The following is a 21,922-nucleotide window of genomic DNA, read 5'->3' as shown; positions in this document are numbered from 1 at the left end:
GGGGGTAAGACAGTTAGAGCAGGTCACGTAAGCTTTCCGAGAGCTTGGGCCAGTGCTTGTCGACCAGGGATAACGCGAACCCGATCCAACGTACAGCACCGAGAATCACCTTTAGCCACTTCACCTTACGTCGTTTCTTCACTGTCGAGCGTCGCTTGGCGGGTTTATCAGTTTTCATTCTTTTATCCTCGTTGCCCTCCCAGAATTGAGAGGTCTCGCGTGCAACTGGACTGAAAACTGGAGCAAGCAATACTTTTCCCCCCTTCTGAGCACCTGCTTCCGTCTCGCGCGGAAGCAGTATCCCTTCGCTGCCCGGTGGCCAGTGGTGCTGAGGCCTCGGCGCGCGTGGGGAAGGGTTAGAGGCGAACCTCCACAGGGCCGAAGCCCCCACATCTGCGAGTAAATCTCCCTACCGCAGATGCAGGCTATGCTTGATCTTGCGAGAAGTCAAAAAATAAATTCGCTGTTAGCGAAAATATTTCGGCGGTGAGGGGCTCTAGCGCAGGTGAATAGGGCTAGCGTTCATCAGCAGTTCGGCGGATAAGGCCGCACGCCGATGAGTGGAGCGCGGTCAGATTCGATTGCGACGCGGGAAGGCCAGGCATTTTAATAGACGATCTTTGGGCAGGGAGGCTATCTATGTTCAATTTGCTGGTGATGGGGAACGGATGGAGCGGTCGGCGCGACGAACTGTCTCTCGGACGTGTCTACGTTGATGCTGCTTTGGGGGCAGAGTGGAAAACTGGAGATCTCCCCAATTTTGATCTCATGAGGCAATTGCCTGCCGTGTTTTCCCCGGAAAAATCAAGGTTTGAGCCTGATCGGGTCGCTCGTGTCGGAGAGATTACCAGCACGCGATTGCAGGGCGGCAATGTTGTTGTCGAGTATCGCTACGACCTTGATATCCCCCCGATTCCTCTGGATGATCTGATGGCACTTGCTCCCGCTTTAGGGATTCAGGTCCCGCGCCGGGGATTTGGCCCATTCGAACACAGCCATTGGGCTATCAAGGACGCTGATCTGTTCAGGATCTTGTTGACGGAGTGGCGACGACCCATTCGACAGCCTACGGTCTTCCAGCTGTCCACGCCTCAGCGCGTTCGCCCTGATTTACTCTCTGCCATGATGCCTTTCGCGGGTTTCGGGCTTGTCTGGGATGCCATTCAACGAGCGGCTACAGCGAATGGGATGGACAGTGGGCGGGCCGACAATAGATGGGACCACCCGGCGATTATCCAGGATGTCGTTGCTTTGATTGACGAAGCCGCGATAGTCGTTTGCGACTGCACTGGGAAGAATGCCAACGTCTTCTATGAGATGGGAATCGCTCATTCCTATGGCAAGGAAGTGATCATAATTACCCAAAACGCAGTTGACATCCCATTCGATATTGCACACCTACGCCACATTAGGTATCTCGGAAACGATCAAGGAATAGCGCAGCTTGAGGCGGATTTGACTGCAAGAATTCGGGCACTCAGGACGTGATTTGTAAATCCTGCCGCCGCTGAAATGGCGGCGCGTAGGCGGATGTCACTCAAGCTTGCTGTGCGAGAAATATGCAAATTGGGGGGATGGCTTTTAGGTCACGTGGCCGTCAGTGGTAATGCTCAATCCTTCTCTTTCAGCTCCAGCATCGCGGCCATGATTCGTCGCAAAGTCTGGCTGCCTTTCTCTCCGCTTGTCCCAGGCTCTTTACCCCTTGACCGGTCGAATGCCCACAAAATCAGGACCAAGGGGTCTATCTCCAAAACCTCAGCGATCTTAACGATGCGCTCCAGGGTCGGTGAATGCTCACCTCTCTCCAGGCGGCCGATGTAAGTGCGTGCTGCTGCTGCACCAAAAGCGTCCTGGTTGAGCTTGCTGTACTCGCGCATTTCACGCAGCACCAGGCCAAACGCCTCATCGATGTTCAAGCAGCTAGCTCCAGACTTCCCGAAAAGCTGGCATTTAAACGCAGACGACGCTACGATTAACGAAATGAACACTATTGTGATCATTTGTTGAAATTATGTCAGTGATGAAGCCTCTGGCTGGGCTCGCTATGCATGCCTGCTGCGCTTGGGGCTGGACAGCAGACTGGGGCAGGAAGATCAGTGATTTCACTCGCAGCATGGCTAAAGATTCGGGATCGCGTTGACCGCTATTTTCGTGCCCAGGCGCTTAAACCAGGTGGTGTACGAGTGGTCGGTAGAGGAGGGCTTCAAATCGATGTCGAAGATATCGAAGCCTCCGAGTCGGCGAAGCAAACCCGTCGAGCCGCGTATTTCGTGCTCGACCCTGCGTATCTGCCATACGTTTCTCCCACTGATGTGAGGGTGATGCGTGAGTCACTCGATGATCCACGCCCTCTGGCCACACTGGGGCATGTATGCCAGGCGATTGACGGTCGGTTTTTTCTGGACCTTGCTCCGGGCGCCTGTGAAGCGCTCGGATGGCGTGAAAGAGACCGCGTTGGCGCTCGAAGACTATTCAGCGGTGAGCTGCTGGTCTCAATCGACAGGAGGGCTCGGACGTAGAGTGCTTACGTTGCGGCCAATGCGCTGAATCCATCGAAATTATTTAGCGGGAAGTGCTTTTTATGAAAACGGGTGGGCAAATGACGCCGGGCGTTGAAAACGCAATCTCTCAATTGATCACCGACTCATGCGGTATTGAATTTACGGGGTTCATCACGATTGCCAGAGTGGCGCCGCCTCCATTGCTGGCAGGCGAGGTGTGGCGTCATGTAAGGGCAGAACCGTCTGGCCTATTTGCAGATGGCCACCGAATTCAAACGTCTCAGGTAGTTGAGGTCCACTTTGCAGGGGACAGTGTCTGGGTAGTGACTGAAACGGGTAGCCGATACGGCATCATCTCGTTCGCTGCTTCAGGATGGCAATGGTTCTTTAATTTGATGCGGGAGAGCGATAGACGTCCGACTTCGCCAGAATGTGTGATTCACCATGAAGAGGTATCTCCGGTGATCGGCAAAGGTTCTTTAAAGCCGCGATCTTTAAAGCTTCCTGCACGGCCCAAGGTTGTACCGGTCGATGTGGATTCGTCTCGGGAGGGCAAGCGCCACCCGTTCCGCCCTCCATCTGATGCAAAATATTTGCAGCAGATCGAAGCTAATTTCGACAGAACGATCGCTGAACTTCGTGAGCATGGCCTAGTTACATCGCATCGCAAGCTGTCTGGACCGTCAGAAGGGCCTGAGAATTGAGCACTTGGGGGCCAGACCTCCAGCTGCTTTTTGGCCAGCGATATCCGACTGTGTTTCGAGGCGAAGACGTGGTACTGATCGCCGCGTGCGGGCCTGGCTGGTTACCCATTCTGGAGTCGTTGTGCAGCCTGCTGCACGAACGAAATTTGCGCGGAGGTGAAGCTTCCGGCCATCTGCACGCCATTAAGGAAAAATTCGGCGGGATACGCATCCTGCTCAACGGTTCGTCCGAGGAGATGCAGGCGTGGGTCGATTTCGCGCTGACTCATTCAATGCGCACATGTGAATTATGTGGTGGCCCAGGCCGATTGGTTGTCACTGATGGATGGCAGCGCACTCGATGTGAGGTTCATCTCGATGCGCCAGCTCACCTGGCTGATTGACCATCGTATGGTTCAGCCGCTCCGGCGTGCGCATCTGGTAGAGTCGGGCACTGCTCTGGATGGCATATGGCCTTCAAGCAGCCTATTCACTATCAAGGCCTCAATCCATTCATGAACACCTTTTCTTTTAGGGCGGACACGATTCACCACGTGTTTGAACTGATGCTCTCGCCAGGCATGGGAGCTGTGTATCGACTCACAGTACTGCCAGATCAGATTTTTCCCGACGTCGAGGTTGAGCTGGTTACTGAAACGTCGGCAGATGATCTCGCACATTTGGTGGCGGCGATTGACGACGCACACGTCATCGCAGACACGCTTCGCCAGTGTGATCTGAAATCGAATTCACTCCATCGTGGTGAGGACCTCGATCCTCTGCCTGAATTGCCGGAGTTTTGAAGATTGGGAATAACCTGGTGAGCTAAGGCCGCAGCAGCTACCAGTGGCGCTTTTTATTTTCCATACGGCTCTTTACCCGAGGAAGCCGCTGCGCGGAAGTGGCCAGGGGGGGCGCTGGTCAGTTTAATTGGGCTCAGTTGCCACTGGCCAGACCACTGCTCAGGCAATTTCGTAATGCAACCAGTGGGGCAGATGATGAATGTGCAAGTGACTGTGGCGTGCATCGATCCCCGGGATGGCAGTGGCGACATTGTCATCGAACTGCCAGCTGAGGTTATGGCCGCGCTCAATCTTGAGTGCGAAGACGCGCTGAACGTCGAGCATATCGAATGCAGGCTGGTATTGACGGCGGTTCGCAGCGAATCTCTCTGATCTGGCGTAAGCGTTCCGACTCGCGTCGCGCGGTTGAGGCTGGAACCCTCTGGGGTTATCTACTTAGGTTTCCAAGGTTAGCGCGCCTGAGTGACTTCCGGATAGCGCAAGGAACTGACCTATGTAGCTGATGATCTGGTTCCAGTATTGGAAGAACCTCAAAGCAATTATTGGCCAGTCCAGGGAGCGTCCCGTGGTCCCGTTGCTGGGGCGTCAACGGCCATCCCTCTCAACATCCAGAAGCTGCTACTTGCCTATGTGAAGCAGCAACAAAAGATTGTGAATGGCAGCAAGGTGTCTGGATTGTCCGTAGCGGCGTTTTGTAAGACTGATGCTGGCGCATCCATACCTCCAGGGACGTTACGCTACTGGCCGGGCTCGTACACAGCCACAACAAGCGATTGAAAAGAAGCTCCGCCAGAGGTGGTGGGGTTTTTCTGTTTCTGGTGTTCAGGGATAATGGCTCATTGCGATTAAGGATGCGGGTATGCACAAGTCACTTAAAACACTTGGATGGTGGGCATTGGGCACTGTTGCAGCCGTACCGATAACCAAGGCTGTAGAAAGCCATTTTGACGTGTCCCTGTTCAGCCCTGCCATCTCTGGGCTGTGGGGCTGGCTTTTAAGTGTGGGCCATTGGTTTGCTAGGGACGTTACATTCCCTCTCTGGCTGATATTGCTCTTATGCCTCCTGATCCTGATTCTGCTGGTGCCTGCCAGTGCATTGATTTACGTGCGGTGGTTTGAGAAAGAGGAGACGCCGAAAGGCTCCCCCCTCACTGATGATCAACAGCGGGTGTTTGTGGTTGTGGGAAAATCCATTCAGGAGGGCCATCGCTTTAACCTTGATCACATCCGCGAACTCTCAGGATTGTCCAGAATCGCTACTCAGACAGCCCTAGACCACCTGCTGGGCGTGGGGCTAATTCGTCAGGCGTACGACAAATACGGGTTCCAATACGCTGACCTAACCCGACTTGGACGGGAGCACTACCTAGAGCTAGAAGGCCTGCTTGACTGACCATAAATAGTACTGAGAAAACTTGTGGCCTTGGCCTGATGTGCATTTAGGTAGGCGGCAAGCAAAAGCTGTTTGTGTCCGCTCACCTGGTTTGCGCGGAGTGCATAGTGCCCATGGCTGAACTGAGCCAGAGCGTTCCTGTTTTGACTGAGGGCTTTGACCTAAGATCGAGGGGGGGCTCCAAGCGGGAAATGCAGGTTGGGTGCCCCCAATGCAATGATTACACGGTCTCGATGCCGTCCTTCAAAGATGAATTCAATGACCAGCAGACCGCGCCTGTAGCTAGGCTATGTGATCAAGCGATTTGGCCATGGCGAAACAACTGTGATGGCTGATGAAGTTGCGTCCTACGTCAGGCGGGGCGAAGGCTTTCATTGTCGAATACGTCGGCTGGTTGATCGCGCTTGGAGTCCTGGTAGGGCTGGAATTTCTGGCTGCGGTAGCGCTTTATTTCAAGCGTCGCAGGGTCTAGCGACAGAGGATCCTTAGCTCAAATCGCCATCTTAGCTGCGCAGCTAAGATGGCGTTTAGGGCTAAGGATTCGGGAGCGTTAATCTGATGGCGGTCGGACCGTGCAGGTGCATCCTCCGCTGCTGCGATTTGCGGCGCTTGATGATAGAGGGCGTAACTAGAGGAGCAGCAGCTCTGGCATGCCTGGCTGGAGCCTTCGTGATGAACGAAGCCAGTGGCTCAGCATCTACTCGGATATGGTAAGGAATGCGAAGGGTTAGCAGTCATGACTGCAAACGAAGATTTGATTATGTGGAACACTCGCTGGCGACTTGCAAATGGGGTTGTGTCTTGCAGAACATGCCATTCCCAGCAGCCTGAGACGCATCGTGAAAAGGCTTTTGAACACCTTCCGGGTTGTGGCCATGCTGGTCAGCGTAGCGCGCCTTGGGATGACTTGGACGTGATCTGCGAGGCCTTCAAGCACGACAAATGAGCTGCACGCAGGATGTTGATTGTGGATGGAGTGCGGGACGGCTCACCTGTTGCTTTTCCGCTCAGGCTGGCATGGCTGATCCGATTGCTAGTCACACGAGTATCCGGATTTATCCTGGTACCAATGCAGGCGGTATCTCTACCATAGGGAAGCTAGCCCCCCTGGGAGGCTTCGGCGCAGCCGGTCGACATTCAATTTTCGCTAATACCTTCCCGCACCCAACGCATGGCAGTTTCGTTGCTCCTCTGTAGCTTTGCTGTGCTCGTCTCGCTCAATGGCAGTCACGGCCGGCCAGGTCGGTGAGTCCGCCCAACCGACTGATCTGAGCATGGACATCTTGTTTTTCGATGTCGTCAGTACCTGCCTTTTCACACGTGATCAGCTATTTCAGCTGCTCAAGCTCTTTCTTTACAACGGCGATCAACGCCTATTCCCAGTTGCTCGTCACAGTGCTGCACCTTGTGCCATTCGTGATGTGTTGTTCCGTCTGAATCGTTGCACGGACTATTTGTCACCTAACGTTGGCGCCGATATTCGCTAGGCGTGGAACCAGTTGCCTTGCGAAAGATACGCGCGAAGTGACTTGGGTTCGAATATCCCACCTCGTTTGCAACCGTAAGCACTGTCATTTCCGTCTCCCTCAGCAAACGGCTGGCTGCCTCCATCCTCAATTTGATCTGGTGCTGAGAAGGAGGAACGCCCATCGCGCGCTTGAACAACCGATTGAAATGGAATTCGCTTAGGCCTGCTTGCTCCGCGAGTACTGCCAGGCTGAACTCGTCAGCAAAATGCTTTGCCATCCACTCGGTGATGCGGCGTAGTTTAAACGCCGGAAGCGACGGTGCGGTTTTGCTGGATGCAACATTCAGGTCTGTGTAATTACGTGCAAGGTGAACGCAGATGGCTTGTGTGACGCTGCGGACGTATAGCTCGCTAGGCTCCTTGAGATCCGCTTCAGCCCGAAGGCACTGAAGAAACCCCACGAGGCGTTGATCTTCGAAGCCTGAAAGATCACGGAGCACTGCGTGCTCAGCTTGCTCACCATGCACATCCATGAGTGCCTCTTCGAAGGTAGGTAGGTCCAGCAATACCATCACGACCACGAGGGGCTCGGCGCTCAAGCGCTTCCAACTGAATTCATACGAGGCGCCTGCTGCGGTTAGAAACAACGATCCAGTGTGGATGTGATTCTTCAGCCAAGGACCATCAGGGTCTCGCTCTTGTGTTTCGGCCTCCCCAGCGGCGATCCAGGTGATAAAGGGCTCCGATACCGATGGCATGGTAAAGGTCTCAGAAATGGCAGTCAGCTCAAACACTGAAACCTTCACATTGCGCCATGCCGAACCGCTGGAACTGGCAATTTTCTTGCCTGCCGGGTACTCATCGAGGCTGTGGGCTGATGTCATCTGAGGGACCGGCCGGGTATTCATTTGTGTTGCTGCTCCGGAGAGTTCAGGGCGCCGCGATGACACGTTCTGGAGGGGCATCGTTGGCGTGAAGAGGAAAGCAAAATCACGACATGTCTCGCAAGAGTAAGGTGGAGGGGCTGGCCCCATCGGCCCAGACTAGCGCCATCGAATCAAACCGACAATTGGAGGTGATCCATGATTAAGCGCAAGTTGGGCAACAGCGGTCTGGAAGTTTCTGCCCTCGGCATGGGCGTTATGAATTTGAGCTTTGGCACTGGCAAAGCTGTGGATCAGAGCGAAGGCGTCAAGGTCATCCGCGCGGCTGTTGAGCGGGGCATCACCTTTTTTGACACGGCCCAGGCTTACGGCCCCTACGTCAACGAGATGCTGCTGGGGGAGGCCCTCATCCCTTTTCGTCATCAGGTGAAGGTGGCGACGAAATTCGGGTTCAAACTTGAGAATGGTGGGATTGTCGGGACGGATAGCCGTCCTGAAACTATTCGCGCCGTCGCTGAGGCATCACTGATCAGCCTGAAGACTGACTACATCGATTTGTTTTACCAACACCGCGTCGATCCAAACGTGCCGATTGAGGAGGTTGTGGGGACGCTAAAGGACCTGATCCAGGAAGGAAAGATTTTGCACTACGGCCTGTCTGAGGTTGGTGCCTCAACCATCCGCAAAGCACACGCAGTGCATCCTGTCACGGCGGTCCAGAACCAATACTCCATCTGGACGCGCGAGCCAGAAGCCGAAGTCATTCCCGTATGTGAAGAGTTGGGCATTGGTTTCGTACCTTGGGGCCCGCTGGGCACTGGCTTCCTGACGGGGACCATCGATGCCAATACTACGTTTGATGCTGCGACTGACCTTAGAGCGAATTTCCCTCGCTTCACCCCGCAGGCGATGAAGGCGAACATGCCAGTTGTCGACATGCTGCGCAGTATTGCAGCCAAGAAAAACGCAACCCCGGTTCAAATCGCCCTGGCATGGTTGCTGGCACAGAAACCGTGGATCGTGCCGATTCCAGGCATGGATAAAATTGAATACCTGGATGACAACATCAAGTCGATTCAAGTAAATCTGACAGCTAGCGAGCTACGAGAAATTGACGACCAGATGTCGGCTATCCAGATCCAAGGTGGGCGGTTGGACGAAGGCCTGCTGTCGATGTCCGAGCAGTAATCGATAAAGTTACGGCGCAGTTTAGGGGTAATGAATTTTAGTTTTCCTCTCTACTGCGTGCCGAAATACTGTATGAATGAGTCATTGCCTCTGTGGGCTATGGCTCTATGGAGATAAGGCAAATGAGCGCCCATAACTTACGGGTTTAATAATGATGTCTGCTGATGACCTTTCTGAAAAGCAGCTTCAAAGAGTTCTGACTGCGGTTGCTCGCTATCACGAAGCCATGGTGGCTGCTCATGTCGCTGATCTGAGTGACATGCTGGAGCCTGAGTATTTTCTGATTCATATTACCGGGTATCGGCAGCCTAAGCAGGAATGGCTCAGCGTTGTACGCTCCGGTGCTTATGACTATCACCGAATTGATGTCAACGCTAAAGAGCTTCAGGTCCATCTAGGCTCTGAGTCGGCGGTGGTGAGTGGAAGAGGCGTGTTTGACGCCACAATCCAAGGGATGCATGCTCCCTGGAGACTCAAGTTCAAGCTGGAATTAACCAAAGGGAGCAGTGGCTGGAAGCTGTCTCGTGCTCGATATGATGCATTCTGACGGTTTCTGATGAGTTCCTTTTCACTGACGATTGATCTGAATCATATGGGAATAAAATATGAAAGTGTTGATTCTGGGGGCGGCGGGGCAGATCGCTCGCCATGTGGTTGATTTATTGTCGACTATGCCCGCTGTTGAGCAAACGCTATATTTGCGCAATTCGAACCACATTCGGCTCTCCAGAACTGCGGCCTCGGCGCGTATCGTGGAGGGAGACGTAATGGATAGCAACCGGCTTGAGGCCGCGATGGTTGGGCAAGATGTCGTCTACGCGAACCTCTCTGGCGAGTTAGGGGAGCAGTCGCAGGCCATTATTGAGGCAATGCGGAAGACAAAAGTTTCGCGCCTGATCTTTGTCAGCTCAATGGGAATTTATGATGAAGTGCCAGGCGAGCGCTATGGGAAAATTCTTGATCCCTATCGAGAATCTGCAAGACATGTTGAGTCATCAGGTTTGAGTTACACGATTGTTCGGCCCGCGTGGCTTAACGATGATCAGGAAGTGAGTTATGGCACCACTACAAAAGGCGAGAACTTCAAGAATTCGTCCGACAGTGTTTCGCGGCGCAGTGTTGCAGATCTGATTGTGAAACTGATCACTGATCCCGGCGTGGGCATTCGCGAGAGCCTTGGCGTGCATAAGAAATAGCAATGTACGCCTGTGCGCTACAAATCGGCGAAGCTGAATGGGCGCGGAGTCCTCTGTGTGATATTGACCTTAAAGTAGCGCAGCCATATTGCCCTTCAGTTCGTCGAGCAAAGCCTGGAACGCTGCCGAATGTTCCCGGCGACTGGGGTAGTACAGGTGGTAACCCGTTATTTCCGGACTCCAGTCGTCCAGAACTTGGATTAGTTTTCCCTGCTCAATATACGGTCGTGCGACATCCTCAAAGACCATCCCTAAACCGTGTCCCTCCAGCGCAGCTTGTAGTACCAGGTGGGTGCTGTTGAATATCAGCGTTCCAGTGACGCGTACGCGGAGGTCTCGTCCATCCCCGTGGAACTCCCAGGCATAAAGGGCGCCGGATGTCGACAATCTAACGTTAATGCAGGTGTGCCTGGTTAATTCCTGAGGAGTGACGGGAGTGCTTCGAGTGCGCAGATATTCTGGTGTGCCTACCACGATTAGTCGCATATCAGCGCTGATCCGCATTGCGACCATGTCTCGCTCAACTTGTTGGCCCAAACGCACTCCTGCATCAAAACCTTCTTTCACGATGTCCGTCAGTGCCCCATCAGCACAAATTTCCACCTCTATATCTGGGTGACGTTTCACCAGCCGCGCGACTATGGGCCAAAGCACTTGCTGGGCGGCATGGGTGCTGGAAGTGATTCGTATGGTGCCTGCAACCGAATCGCGCATGTGATTCAGATCACCCAATGTCGCATTGATCATGCCAAAGGCCGGTCCCAAGGTATCGAGCAGACGTTGGCCTGCGGGGGTGATCGCCATGCTGCGCGTAGTGCGTGCGAGCAGGCGCACACCCAATCGTGCTTCCAGGCGCCGGATGGTTTGGCTGACTGCTGATTGGGAGGTTTCGAGCCGCGCCGCAGCGCGAGTGAAGCTCAGCTCCTTCGCAACCACGGTAAACGACAGCAAATCGCCAATTTCATTCCGATCCATTCATTAATCCAAAGTATAGGTTCGAGCTGATTCTACCCCTTAATCGGCGATATAGGTAGCGCATATACTAAGAGTAATTCCACTTGGAACTGCAATTACGCGGTCTATCTGCCGGAGGAACTGTAAGGCATGAGTTTATATGATCCGTAAGTCTTTGATGGTTCCTTCGCATGAAGCGATTCGCGCGACCTTTGATTTTTATCATCAGGCACTGATCAGTAGTGATTCCAACGCATTGTGTTCTCTTTTGCATGATGATTTTTCAATAGTGTTGGGCGGCGAGTGCACGCGGCGAAAGAAAGAGTTACTAGATCTGATCGAAAGTCATGCCGTGGAATGTCGTGAGATTGAAATTTCGGAAACTTTATCTGTCGACGTTGCTTCGGTCAAGGGAACAGTTTATGGGTATGGTGTATTTCACGCCACAGTAAATGGGCTGCATGCAGCATGGCGACTGAGGTTCAACCTAAAGTTCAGTCTTCACGGAGGTGAGTGGGGTATTTTGAAAGCCCGCTACATCGCCTCATCAGATTGAAAAATGTTTGGTTAATATTAATGGAGGATTTATGACTACTGTAATTAAAGCTATCGGCACCGCAGCAGCAGATCAGCCGTTAGGGGTAATGAAAATCCAGCGTCGGGATTTGCGTCCTGATGATGTGAAAATGGACATCTTGTATTGCGGCATTTGCCACTCGGATCTTCACCAAGCTAAAAATGACTTTGGCGGCACGACGTTCCCAGTCGTCCCTGGCCATGAAATTGTAGGCAAGGTGACATCCGTAGGCTCCGATGTAAACCGCTTCAAGGTAGGGGATATCGTAGCGGTCGGGTGCATTGTGGACTCGTGCCGTGAATGCAGCCCATGCCGCCACGACCTGGAGCAATTCTGCGAGAACGGCACCTCGCTGTCTTACAACACGCCAGATCCTCATCTCGGGGGTATGACTTACGGTGGTTTTTCCCAGACCTACGTCTGCCGTGAGCAATATGTCCTGCGGATGCCAGAATCACTGGACCCAGCTGCCGCCGCACCTTTGCTGTGCGCAGGTATTACCACCTACTCCCCGTTGAAGCACTGGAAAGCTGGTGCCGGTAAGGTCGTAGGTATTCTGGGTATCGGTGGTTTGGGCCATGTGGCAATCCGCATTGCCAAGGCCATGGGGGCACATGTGGTGGTCTTCACGACCTCTCCAGCTAAGGTCGCTGATGCAAAGCGTCTGGGTGCTCATGACGCAGTGTTGACTACTGACGCCGAACAGATGAAGGCATATACCTCCAAGGTCGACCTGATTCTCGATACGGTGTCGGCCCAGCATGATGTCAACGCGTATCTCAAGCTACTCCGCATCGACGGCACATTGGTGCTGGTTGGCCTTCCAGCCAAACCAATTGAGATTGGTGCTTTTAACGTGGTGAAGGGCCGGAGAAGCTTCGCTGGCTCCAACATCGGTGGCATTGCCGAAACGCAAGAGATGCTCGATTTCTGTGCCGAGAACGGCATCGTTGCCGACATCGAAATGGTCCGTCCTGATCAAATCAACGAAGCGTTTGAGCGCCTCGAATCAGGCGATGTGAAGTATCGCTTTGTTGTGGATATGAAAGGCTTCGACTGATTAGTGAAGCCACAATGTTTCTGCCCTACCTTTCTGCATGAAGGGTAGGGTATATCGACAAGTTTGTTTTATGTAGTTCAATATTTTTTAATCCGAGAAGAGAGTTTATACGAGCATCGATATGACGACAACGCTTCGCAAGCAACAAATGGTCGCTCTGGCGATTATTATTAGCAGTTATATGATGATTATTCTCGATACGTCGATTGTGATCACTGGGCTGCCCCACATCAAGGCCGATATCGGCCTGACTCCGTTGGAGCTTTCCTGGACCCAAAGTATTTATACCCTGTTCTTCGGTGGCTTTCTTCTATTCGGGGCTCGCAGCGGGGACATTATTGGTGGCCGAAAGGCTCTTTTTTTGGGCTTGTATATTTTCATGGTCACTTCACTAGCTATTGCCCTGGCCGAGTCACCGCTCTGGCGGTTGATCGCCCGAGCGGCTCAAGGCATCGGTGCAGCATTTGTGGCTCCGTCAGCCCTGATGCTAGTTTCAACGAATTTTGCAGAAGGCCAGGAGCGTAACAAGGCTTTATCTTGGTATGGATCTACAGCTGGGATCGGCGCGAGCCTCGGGCTGGTAGTTGGTGGTGTGCTAGCCGACACCATTTCTTGGCGTGCGGGCTTTGTCTTGAACCTGCCTGTCGGTGGTTTGATTCTTCTATTCGCCAAAAAATACCTGGAGGAAACCCCACGCACTCCGAACCGACTGGATGTTCCTGGAGCGATTTTGTCCACCTTGGGTGTGGGTACGATTATCTATGGGGTAATGGAGATGGCCTCGGTTGGTTGGGGAGCGGCGCAGGCCTTGGTGCCTATTGCGGCAGGGTTTGCAATTGTCGCCCTGTTTTTCATCCATGAAGGACGTGTTGACAATCCCCTGCTACCACTTCGCATTCTGATGCATCGCCGTAGGGCAGGCGCCTACATCATTCGTTTTCTCTTCTTGGGCGCCATGGTTGGTTTCTTCTTCTTTGGATCTCAGCTTTTGCAGGGAGTACGGGGCTTCAGTGCAGTCCAAGCCGCGTTTGGCTTTTTTCCAATGACCTTGTTTGCTTTTGTGGTCGCCCTGAAAGTACCTGGTTTGATTGGTCGTTTTGGGCCCAACGCGATAATTCTCTCGGGATTGGCCGCGTCGTCCTTGGGTTTGCTATGGCTGAGTCAAGTAACGCCAGAATCAAATTATTGGCTGTCGGTGGCTCTGCCAATGGTGCTTATCGGTTCCGGCCAAGGTCTAGCTTTTCCTCCGATGACGGCAGCTGGACTTGTCGAAACATCGCCAGATGAGCGAGGTGCGGCTTCAGGTGCTGTCAACGTTGCTCACCAATTAGGGGCATCTTCTGGTCTCGGAGTGTTGTCTTCTATCGCAGTGGTCGCGGAACAATCAGTTAACGGGCAACACGACACTCTTATTGTCGGCTGCCGTGCTGTGTTCCTTATGGGCGGCGGCACCCTAATTGCGGCGTTTCTGGTGACTTTGGCAATGTTGTGTACGTGGGGGATACAGAGTCATGTCCGCACCGTTTAAACCTAGTGCGGAAGGCTGTTCCCGTTATTGCGGACGTTATCAAACGTAGTATCTCTGGCCGGTATCCTGAGGAGTCATGAATGTTTCTGTATGACCTGACACAAGATCTCAGCCATCATGACTACCTCAAGGCAATTGAAAGATTTGATTACTTATGGGCGCAATCCCCGTCGACTCTCGTTTCTAACGAGATGGCGGTACTCATCCGCTTGATCGGGGCTCATGAGTCTAAATGCGATAACTGTGCAGAAACTTATAGCCCTCGTTCCTGAGGATTGCTTGAGGACCGCCTTTGGCGAAAGAGGCCAGGGGGCTTGAGTTGCGATGGGTTAGAAGTCCTATGCTTTTGAATAACTAGCTGGTTTTTCTACATATATAGGTACATAAATGAACAACACAGACCAAACAATCATCCGCGCGGGTAGTAAGCCATCGATCCAAGGCCCTGAAGCCTGGTTTACCGGCTCTGTGCGGATTGACAACATGTTCCAGGCGGCTGCTCCAGGAAGGGCTGTCGGTGCGATTGTCACATTTGAACCTTCTGCGCGCACCAATTGGCACGCGCATCCGATGGGGCAGACACTCGTTGTGCTGACAGGGGGCGGTTGGACTCAATGCGAGGGCGGTCCTCGCACTGAAATTCGAGCGGGTGACATGGTCTCCTGTGCCTGCGGAAAGCGGCATTGGCATGGTGCCTCCGCGACGACCGCGATGTCGCATTTTGCAGTTACAGAAACTGTTGATGGAATCAATACAGAGTGGATGGAGCCAGTCACCGACGAGCAATACCTGCAAGGTGAACTGGTCACAGAATGATGATCAGGCGTTGATCAGGAGGCGACGCTTTCTGCCTAAGCACTAGGCTCTGAGATCTCGGATACGGCTCTGCAAAGGTTAGCTCAGGGATTTCCGGCAGTAGGGCAGTGGTGTCTGTTGCAATCTATCGATTTGCTAGCTTATGAGGCGATTATGAAAAAGGTCGACGAGGTTATTGTTTTAGTAGGCACTGGCTCAATTGGCCAGGCAATTGTTCGGCGCGTTAGCGCAGGTAAGCATGTTTTGCTGGCCGATCTTCATAAAACAAACGCTGATGCCGCAGCGAAGCTTTTGTTGGATGCAGGCTTCGTTGTAACAACCGCAGAAGTTGATATTTCATCCCGTGAGTCTGTTTCGGCACTGGTCAAGCTTGCGACAGGGCTAGGGGCGGTTACAGGAGTCATTAACGCTGCTGGGGTCTCGCCCTCGCAAGCGCCAGTAGAAACGATACTCCGGGTGGATTTGTATGGCACTGCCCTCCTGTTGGAACTCTTTGGAGACGTTATCGCAGCCGGTGGCTCTGGCATCATCATTGCCTCCCAATCTGGCCATCGGTTACGGGCACTGACGCAAGAGGAAAACAAAGCCCTGGCCCTTACCCCTGCGGAGGATTTGCTAGAGTTGCCCATGCTTCAGTCCGACAAGATTACCGATCCACTGATGGCATACCAGGTATCCAAGCGCGGCAATTCTCTGCGGGTGATGGCCGAATCAGTGCGCTGGGGAAAACGAGGCGCCCGAATCAATACCATCAGCCCCGGCATCATCATTACGCCGTTGGCCCGTGATGAGTTGAGTGGCCCGAGAGGAGAGGGTTACAAGCGGATGATTGATCTAAGCCCTGCGGGGCGTGCTGGAACCCCTGATGAGGTTGGAGCGGTAGCTGCTCTACTCATGGGGCCAGAAGGAACTTTCATCACCGGGAGTGACTTTCTCATGGACGGGGGTGTTACCTCATCCTATTGGTTCGGAGAGCTTGCACCCCAGTAAACTCGTGAATTGAGGCCTTGGCCTGCTCCATTTGGATGTAGGCCAGTGGCTGCAAGGTCGCGGTCGCAGAAACAACCCAACCGGTGCAGCTCTTCATTCTTGATCAGCGCGGCTACTGAAGCACTCTAGCCGCATCTTGCCATGTTCTTACAGGTCTGCATCCAGCAATAGGTCAGACGGTTTGCATCCCAACGCAGCTGCGATTCTCATCACGTTCAACAGTGTGACATTCCGCTCGCCCCGTTCGATTTTCCCCATGTGAGACCGGTCGATTCCAGCCGCGTCAGCCATAGCTTCCTGCGATAGAACCATCGCCTTCCTGCGAGCACGCACAGCCGCACCCAATCGAGGGAGTGCGCCGTATGTGTCTGACTCTGCGGAGATTCTTGCCATCAGGCGAATGTGGCGGCATGATGGCTTTATGGCCACGGTATTTACGACCCATTAATTACCGCAGTGCATATGGCCTAACCCCCTCGGAGCAGGGAGGCCGTAGCCGTGGCCGAGCGGTGAATAAAGGAATGCAGTATGAAAACGGATGGCAAAGCCCGAAGACTCGCCATAGGGCTCACGGTCGCCTGCCTTGCCCTGGCTGGGTGTTCTGGCGGCGATGAAGCCCCGAAGAAGGCCGATAAAATTAGCCAGGCTCCTCAGGCTGACAAACAGCCGGTACTCAAAACAGACTCACCCGAAGCTCCGCAGAATCGCCCCTTGCGCGAAGACCTTCCTGCTGTCCCCATGGGAGACCTGTCGGCCTACAAAAACATCATCACTCCAGTTGCTCCGCTCCGCTATTACACTGCCTACAGGGGCTGGGATGAGTCCAACGAAGAGGTCCTTGAGGCTGTTACCGACAGCATCTCACCAGCCGTCAAGCGTGATAATCCCGCGCTGTATGCCGCAGGGTACGACTACATATCCGCTCAAGATGCGTTCAAAAAGCATGATGCGGCTAATGAGGTAATTAAGCTTGTTCAACAGGAAGGTGCAAGCGTTGCAGGCCGCCGATTGGTTCGTATCGACACGTTAGCGCAGTTGGATTCATATAATTTTTCTACTAAAGGCTTTGGTGTCAGTAGCTGCTTTTTCTCAGATAAAGAATATTATTCCGACAACGAAATGAAATCCCCGCAAGCTATGGCCAGGGCTGCCAAGCCTCGATGCCTGATGGCGACTGGGATGACTAATTATGCTGTTGGGATGATTGGTGGGTCTAAAGTTTCCTTCCCGGTTTCTGATGAAGGTCTTGCGCGAAAAATCGAAGCTGCGAAGGATAGTACACACCTTGTGGTGTACGGATATGTCGGCAGCGTGCAGCGCGAGCGACTGGGCGGGCGGTTGTTCAAAAAACGTTTCGTAATGGTAATCCCACAGCGCGTAGATCTCGTCGAGAATAAAACAGACGAAGTGTTGCTCTCGCAAATCCTCTAATTTTATTTCGTTGGATATTAGCGATGAAACCAATGGTGTTTTCAATGCGCAGCATTGCTTTGCCTGCTGTGATCGTTTTCGGATTGAACGGATGTGCCATGAACGGCAGCGTTCAGTCTGACTGTGAGTCAAATTTCTCCACGGAAGGTAGCATTCTTACAGGCAAACGGTTCACAACTGTATCTAGCTTGCCGGGTATAAAATCTGATGCGGCGTACAAGAGTCTTTACAAAATTTTAGTATCTGACGGGTACTACATTTCCAGCGCAGATGATCGCAAGAAAATGATCTCCGCTTATCAAAATGTCAATTTCAGTGACAAACGTGCGCCGCTGAATGCGATTGTCGAAGACGCCAGCGCTGGAGCGCAGGTCCGTCTTGTGTTCGTCGCGTCAGCGGGCATTTATACGCCCGAGGCGGGTGCTGAAAAAGAATTTTGTAAAATTATTTCCAGAATTCAACGGTAATCTAAATAAAGTATAGGAGAGCGCCATGACGCTATCTGTAGGCGTTTTTGAAGTGTTGAGTGCTGACCACACCAGCAGCGTGCGCGGTGATGCTGATCGCATAGAGACTACGCACAAGAAAGAGGGATGGATAAAGAACGTCGAAACACAGCAGGTGACGCAAGTTAAGCTAGAGGATAGCGAAGTCCCTCTGGTGGCCGGGACACGTATTGGACTTGCGTTTTTGTACGGTAAGCAAGTTATCGCGTTCAAGCGAAGCCGCGAAATTCCAGTAGAGATAGTCGGTAGGGACATCCGCTGGAGCCCAATCGTGCTGGCGCTTGGATTCAGCTTCCCCATCATCGGCTACTTGGCTGCTATGCTCGCCGGGTTAATCGCGTTGTTTATGGGGATGAGCCCCGTTGGGCGACGATTTAATAAAATATTTGCGAGTCGCCTGTATGGCGTAGTGATGATTGCGTATGGCGCCCTGGCATTTATTCAAGGTCAGACCATGACGCAGATGATAAATTATCATGTCACCTTGGCAATCGTTTTTGCTGTTTTACTCATGGTGATAAAGTTTTTTGTCGTTCGAACAGAAAATGGATTCGCGCTTGAAGCGTCCAAAAGACTTGAGCAAGCTTGGAGGAGGGTGGCCTAACTGCCTGTATTGAGTGCCAGCACCCAAGCGATCCGGCGAGGACCATCGTCCAAATCACGAGCAGATCTGGGGGGAAGGCTCTGCGCAAGCAGAGCCTTTTTGTCAATCCGCTTTTTTCAGTTGGGTTTGGCTGAACGGCCAAGTATCGCTGCCTTCAGCTTTTCTCATGAACTCACAGATCGATACGCATGAAAAATCCTTGATCTTGGTGGAAACGATAGTCGGATACAACGTGACCATCGCATAGCCGGCAAGCTCAAGCTTGGTCTCCAGATTGAATTTGCAGGCGAAGTGTTTTTCGACACTTTCCACGTTAGCCAGTACCCAGTTGTATTTCTTGATGAATTTGGCGCTGTAGCTGTTCGCCCCTTCGATGAACTTGGATTGATCATCTCGAAACATCCGAGGTTCGGTCGCATATCCGACCTGCTTGGCTTCAATGATCACCAGCAGTTTTTTCGCTTCATCAAATCCAAGGAAGTCAATCTCACCAACGTCAGATGGAATCCTCAGCGTTTGACCGTTACCGAGCGACAAGGTCTTGACCGACGATGATCCGATGATACCTATGGTTTTGAGGTTTCGCTCGACGACCTGCTCAAACCATCGTCCGGCTCTGAGTGACAGGACGTCGAGTGCTTTTTTTACGTTTGTAGAATGCCACTCGGGGGGCAATTTCTTGAACGGCACATCCGCGATCAGAATTTGCAGGCACTCTAAAGCCATACGATAGGAGAAAAATACCAAGTCAACGCCATCAACTGGATCTCTAAAGAAACCTCGCTTGTATGCGCGATACTCCTGTTTCGGACGGAACAGCTCCCGATCCTCCATGGTCTGCGCGCTAAGGCTAAAACCATTTAGGAGCAGCTCCGCCTGCTCCTGAGTGATGCGAAAATTTAGAGTGATCGTTTTGATCGCTTCTTTCCATTCGAACGCGACAAGTGCTTCGGGGTTACTTTTGTCGCTAAAGTAATCGATAATCCATGCAACAGTGCCCAGCGTATCCTTGTAGCTCAGGCCAAGAGTGTCCAGAAAGCTTGCATCCAGAATCTCAGCGTGCGCTTCCGTGTCTTGTAGGAACATGGGAGAAGGCACGTATTTTTCAAAGTCATGTACCGACTGACGAATGTCAAACTTGAGCTTGCTATCTTCTTCCACATGGAAGTACGTGAACCTATCCGGATCGAGTGTCAGCGTGGCTTCGTCCAAAAAGCCCCTGTAGTTGTCGCTCCTCATGTACAGGCTTACCAGTTCTTCAGCAGCGATGAAGACCATAGAGATCGCATCTTCCTGCTCTTCGTGCGTGCTGGCGACTTTGTCTGCTGCCATATTCGAGCGGCACAACAGCTCCAGCACATGCTTGATGCCCCTTCGGGAATTCAGCGCATATGCCTGCCAGAAATGGTCATCTTCTTCGGACAGCTCTTGGCGCTTATGGGCGTCGGAAACCTGACCATAGCGTTCGTACTCGGAAACCAAAAAGGTGACAAATTCTCGTGGTGGCACCATCGGCAGGAATTCATCCAGGATGGCGTAATACTCTTTGTACATCAGGTTCACGATTGTGACGATAACAGCCTTGTCTGTGTAACGACCCGGACTGAAACTCTTGAATACGGCGCTTTTGATCCTTTTGTAGACACGATCTTCGTGAGCAGGGCTAGCTCGAAAAATCTCAACACCGGCAATACTACGGCTTTTCAGCACAGCTATCTCCTTGAGCTGGTGACACGTTGGTGATGCAGCGCGGCGAATGGCTCAGCGCGTCGGTCGAGGTATTAGCTAGGAGCACAGTACTCTCATTTTTTTACGCTTCTGCGTCATTTTTACTATAGATCAATGTGGCTCACCCGCTGCCAGTCACCGTGAGACCCCCGCCTCATCAGCGAGGCGCTTGGGTGTAGGTTGCAAAGGTAAGCAGCTCTATTCCGCCAGATCCACGGCGTCACTGCGAATAACCTTAGCTATTTCCTGCTTCTTAGCTGTACAGCTAAGAAGCAGGAAATAGCTAAGGATCCTCCGAGCAAGTGTTTTTTGAGCTGTCCAGCCCCCGGTAAAAATGGGGGCTCCGATAGGCTATTCGAACGAAAAGCAGACTTGTTCGCCGTTTCTAAGCATTAGCCGTTAAGCCGAGCAGGGCGGCTAGCTTTTAGTTTGGAGTATTCTGCACCGATCCAATTTTGGACCTTTTTTCTGCCTTGTATGTCGGATGGCAACTTTTCATGGATCATCCATTCAATAGTCAAAAGGCCGTTAAGTGTATTCTTATTGTCCTTCCAGCCAATCGAGTTGATCATGTTCACGACCTCATATTTTTCTTTTCGACTGAACCTTTCGGCGTCCTCTTTGGTTTTAGTTGGATCATCTCCTGGCACGGCCTTGTCACTATAGTCAGTGTAAAACAATTCGGTCGGCTTGATTTTTCGCAGTTCAGGTTCGGTGCTGGTGCTCATGAGTTTTTCCCTTAGAGTGTTGAGTACACGATTTGTCTTTTGGTGATAATTGCTTTACCACCTGAAGCAATTTTTTACAATTGATTATCAGCCGGTAAACCAGTCCTGGCATTGGGCCTACCTATTTATAACCGCCGCATACGCTGCCCAGTCAATGGCAGGGACCGTGCCTAGCGACTGAAGGCGAGACAGAAGGCGGAACAGGAAATAAATGAGCGAGCCCTCCGATCCGACAACCTTTAGTTTTTCATCGAAGCTATCGAAAGCACCGTCATCCAATGCGCAACCACAATCCAAACGCTCCAGCTCCTCACCAGGCAAGTGCTTTAAGAAATGCTCCCCTAGACCATCGGCCCAGCTTGATTTAGGAGCGACTATGCCCGCAAGGATAGGGAAGAGGGGCTTAGGTGCGTAGGTTCCACCGGCATGAGCAATCGGTACGGAGGTACGATGCAGCTTGCGAACTGATGCCGCCTTGTTTCCTGCATACTCCAAATAGCTTTTGTCGAAATGTGGCTTGGACTCGAATATGGCGTATACCGCTTCGACGGGGATGTATCGGTGATTTTGCTGGTCGAGAAGTGTTGGAGTGAAATGACGGTCGAAGATGACGATGTCGATTTGGTCACTCCGGTTGCCTTGGCTGTCGATAACCAAGCCTGTAGCAACCTGATAGCGATTTGGAAGGTATGCCCTGAACACATCGATCCAATGATCTTCAACAACAGTACCGTGCGTCCCTGCGTGCGAGATGGATTGAGCAGCTCGCTTTAGCTTGAGAGCCAACTCTGCCTGGACATCTACGAAGGCATCCTTCATCCAGGCAGTGTCGGCAATGCGATCTTTTTTCGTGGCCATGGTTACTCACTCGCGGGGCACGGTTG

General features: G+C 52.5%; 25 protein-coding genes. 17 read left to right on the top strand and 8 right to left on the bottom strand.

The window, feature by feature from the left end:
- Positions 1-13 precede the first annotated feature (13 nt).
- Positions 14-178: a hypothetical protein gene (locus tag QBK88_RS02190; RefSeq protein WP_277960738.1), complete on the bottom strand. Its 165-nt coding sequence runs from the start codon at positions 176-178 to the stop codon at positions 14-16.
- 461 nt (positions 179-639) lie between these two features.
- On the opposite strand from QBK88_RS02190, the gene QBK88_RS02185 reads away from it, so the two are divergent.
- Positions 640-1,488 (top strand): hypothetical protein, encoded by an 849-nt coding sequence (locus tag QBK88_RS02185; RefSeq protein WP_277960737.1) that lies wholly within the window; start codon positions 640-642, stop codon positions 1,486-1,488.
- 122 nt (positions 1,489-1,610) lie between these two features.
- On the opposite strand, the gene QBK88_RS02180 is transcribed toward QBK88_RS02185, so the two are convergent.
- On the bottom strand, positions 1,611-1,916 hold the full coding sequence (locus tag QBK88_RS02180; RefSeq protein ID WP_277960736.1) for a helix-turn-helix domain-containing protein: 306 nt from the start codon (positions 1,914-1,916) through the stop codon (positions 1,611-1,613).
- A gap of 665 nt (positions 1,917-2,581) precedes the next feature.
- On the opposite strand from QBK88_RS02180, the gene QBK88_RS02175 reads away from it, so the two are divergent.
- The 5 genes from QBK88_RS02175 to QBK88_RS02155 all read left to right on the top strand — a co-directional run bounded on the left by QBK88_RS02175 (position 2,582) and on the right by QBK88_RS02155 (position 5,380).
- The gene (locus QBK88_RS02175) at positions 2,582-3,205 is read left to right on the top strand and encodes a hypothetical protein (protein WP_277960735.1); all 624 of its coding nucleotides are present in this window, start codon (positions 2,582-2,584) and stop codon (positions 3,203-3,205) included.
- A 68-nt stretch (positions 3,206-3,273) separates the two neighbouring features.
- Positions 3,274-3,588 carry a hypothetical protein gene (locus QBK88_RS02170; RefSeq protein ID WP_277960734.1) on the top strand — a complete coding sequence of 105 codons (315 nt, stop codon included), beginning with the start codon at positions 3,274-3,276 and terminating at the stop codon, positions 3,586-3,588.
- A 66-nt stretch (positions 3,589-3,654) separates the two neighbouring features.
- The gene (locus QBK88_RS02165) at positions 3,655-3,987 is read left to right on the top strand and encodes a hypothetical protein (protein ID WP_277960733.1); all 333 of its coding nucleotides are present in this window, start codon (positions 3,655-3,657) and stop codon (positions 3,985-3,987) included.
- A 174-nt stretch (positions 3,988-4,161) separates the two neighbouring features.
- Positions 4,162-4,359, top strand: coding sequence for an AbrB/MazE/SpoVT family DNA-binding domain-containing protein (locus QBK88_RS02160; RefSeq protein WP_277960732.1), 198 nt, complete (start codon positions 4,162-4,164; stop codon positions 4,357-4,359).
- A gap of 487 nt (positions 4,360-4,846) precedes the next feature.
- Entirely contained in the window at positions 4,847-5,380 is a 534-nt protein-coding gene (locus tag QBK88_RS02155) for a hypothetical protein (RefSeq protein WP_277960731.1), read from the top strand.
- Positions 5,381-6,841: 1,461 nt separating this feature from the next.
- Here the strand turns inward: QBK88_RS02155 and QBK88_RS02150 are convergent.
- The gene (locus QBK88_RS02150) at positions 6,842-7,732 is read right to left on the bottom strand and encodes a helix-turn-helix domain-containing protein (protein WP_277960730.1); all 891 of its coding nucleotides are present in this window, start codon (positions 7,730-7,732) and stop codon (positions 6,842-6,844) included.
- 198 nt (positions 7,733-7,930) lie between these two features.
- Between QBK88_RS02150 and QBK88_RS02145 the strand changes: the two genes are divergently transcribed.
- The 3 genes from QBK88_RS02145 (at position 7,931) to QBK88_RS02135 (ending at position 10,116) form a co-directional block, all read left to right on the top strand.
- Entirely contained in the window at positions 7,931-8,920 is a 990-nt protein-coding gene (locus tag QBK88_RS02145) for an aldo/keto reductase (RefSeq protein ID WP_277960729.1), read from the top strand.
- A 154-nt stretch (positions 8,921-9,074) separates the two neighbouring features.
- Positions 9,075-9,467, top strand: coding sequence for a nuclear transport factor 2 family protein (locus QBK88_RS02140; protein WP_277960728.1), 393 nt, complete (start codon positions 9,075-9,077; stop codon positions 9,465-9,467).
- Positions 9,468-9,525: 58 nt separating this feature from the next.
- Positions 9,526-10,116 carry an NAD(P)H-binding protein gene (locus tag QBK88_RS02135; protein ID WP_277960727.1) on the top strand — a complete coding sequence of 197 codons (591 nt, stop codon included), beginning with the start codon at positions 9,526-9,528 and terminating at the stop codon, positions 10,114-10,116.
- A 69-nt stretch (positions 10,117-10,185) separates the two neighbouring features.
- Here QBK88_RS02135 and QBK88_RS02130 read toward each other — a convergent pair whose 3' ends face one another.
- On the bottom strand, positions 10,186-11,091 hold the full coding sequence (locus tag QBK88_RS02130; protein WP_277960726.1) for a LysR family transcriptional regulator: 906 nt from the start codon (positions 11,089-11,091) through the stop codon (positions 10,186-10,188).
- A gap of 139 nt (positions 11,092-11,230) precedes the next feature.
- Between QBK88_RS02130 and QBK88_RS02125 the strand changes: the two genes are divergently transcribed.
- The 5 genes from QBK88_RS02125 (at position 11,231) to QBK88_RS02105 (ending at position 16,041) form a co-directional block, all read left to right on the top strand.
- Positions 11,231-11,626: a nuclear transport factor 2 family protein gene (locus QBK88_RS02125; protein WP_277960725.1), complete on the top strand. Its 396-nt coding sequence runs from the start codon at positions 11,231-11,233 to the stop codon at positions 11,624-11,626.
- A 31-nt stretch (positions 11,627-11,657) separates the two neighbouring features.
- Positions 11,658-12,707, top strand: coding sequence for an NAD(P)-dependent alcohol dehydrogenase (locus QBK88_RS02120; protein ID WP_277960724.1), 1,050 nt, complete (start codon positions 11,658-11,660; stop codon positions 12,705-12,707).
- Between the two features lie 121 nt (positions 12,708-12,828).
- A complete protein-coding gene (locus tag QBK88_RS02115; protein ID WP_277960723.1) occupies positions 12,829-14,235 on the top strand; it encodes an MFS transporter in 1,407 nt (468 codons plus the stop codon).
- 387 nt (positions 14,236-14,622) lie between these two features.
- The gene (locus tag QBK88_RS02110) at positions 14,623-15,051 is read left to right on the top strand and encodes a (R)-mandelonitrile lyase (RefSeq protein WP_277960722.1); all 429 of its coding nucleotides are present in this window, start codon (positions 14,623-14,625) and stop codon (positions 15,049-15,051) included.
- 153 nt (positions 15,052-15,204) lie between these two features.
- Positions 15,205-16,041 (top strand): SDR family oxidoreductase, encoded by an 837-nt coding sequence (locus QBK88_RS02105; RefSeq protein ID WP_277960905.1) that lies wholly within the window; start codon positions 15,205-15,207, stop codon positions 16,039-16,041.
- Positions 16,042-16,188: 147 nt separating this feature from the next.
- Here the strand turns inward: QBK88_RS02105 and QBK88_RS02100 are convergent, their stop codons facing one another.
- Complete coding sequence (locus tag QBK88_RS02100) at positions 16,189-16,434, bottom strand: helix-turn-helix domain-containing protein (protein ID WP_277960721.1); 246 nt, start codon at positions 16,432-16,434, stop codon at positions 16,189-16,191.
- A 135-nt stretch (positions 16,435-16,569) separates the two neighbouring features.
- Here QBK88_RS02100 and QBK88_RS02095 point away from each other — a divergent pair, with 135 nt between their 5' ends.
- Genes QBK88_RS02095 through QBK88_RS02085 form a run of 3 tightly spaced genes read left to right on the top strand, consistent with a single transcriptional unit; the run spans position 16,570 to position 18,582 of the window.
- The gene (locus QBK88_RS02095) at positions 16,570-17,472 is read left to right on the top strand and encodes a hypothetical protein (RefSeq protein WP_277960720.1); all 903 of its coding nucleotides are present in this window, start codon (positions 16,570-16,572) and stop codon (positions 17,470-17,472) included.
- A 44-nt stretch (positions 17,473-17,516) separates the two neighbouring features.
- Positions 17,517-17,939 (top strand): hypothetical protein, encoded by a 423-nt coding sequence (locus QBK88_RS02090; protein ID WP_277960719.1) that lies wholly within the window; start codon positions 17,517-17,519, stop codon positions 17,937-17,939.
- 25 nt (positions 17,940-17,964) lie between these two features.
- Positions 17,965-18,582 (top strand): hypothetical protein, encoded by a 618-nt coding sequence (locus QBK88_RS02085; RefSeq protein ID WP_277960718.1) that lies wholly within the window; start codon positions 17,965-17,967, stop codon positions 18,580-18,582.
- A gap of 102 nt (positions 18,583-18,684) precedes the next feature.
- On the opposite strand, the gene QBK88_RS02080 is transcribed toward QBK88_RS02085, so the two are convergent.
- From QBK88_RS02080 to QBK88_RS02070, 3 genes are all read right to left on the bottom strand, one after another.
- Positions 18,685-20,292 carry a hypothetical protein gene (locus QBK88_RS02080; protein ID WP_277960717.1) on the bottom strand — a complete coding sequence of 536 codons (1,608 nt, stop codon included), beginning with the start codon at positions 20,290-20,292 and terminating at the stop codon, positions 18,685-18,687.
- A 410-nt stretch (positions 20,293-20,702) separates the two neighbouring features.
- On the bottom strand, positions 20,703-21,038 hold the full coding sequence (locus QBK88_RS02075; protein WP_277960716.1) for a hypothetical protein: 336 nt from the start codon (positions 21,036-21,038) through the stop codon (positions 20,703-20,705).
- A 117-nt stretch (positions 21,039-21,155) separates the two neighbouring features.
- Positions 21,156-21,896, bottom strand: a complete 741-nt coding sequence (locus QBK88_RS02070) for a DUF6602 domain-containing protein (RefSeq protein WP_277960715.1) — start codon at positions 21,894-21,896, stop codon at positions 21,156-21,158.
- Positions 21,897-21,922: the final 26 nt, after the last annotated feature.

It is taken from the genome of Pseudomonas sp. RIT-To-2 (assembly GCF_029623465.1).
Lineage (GTDB): Bacteria > Pseudomonadota > Gammaproteobacteria > Pseudomonadales > Pseudomonadaceae > Aquipseudomonas > Aquipseudomonas silvicola.
This window is presented reverse-complemented; position numbering and strand designations above follow the sequence as displayed.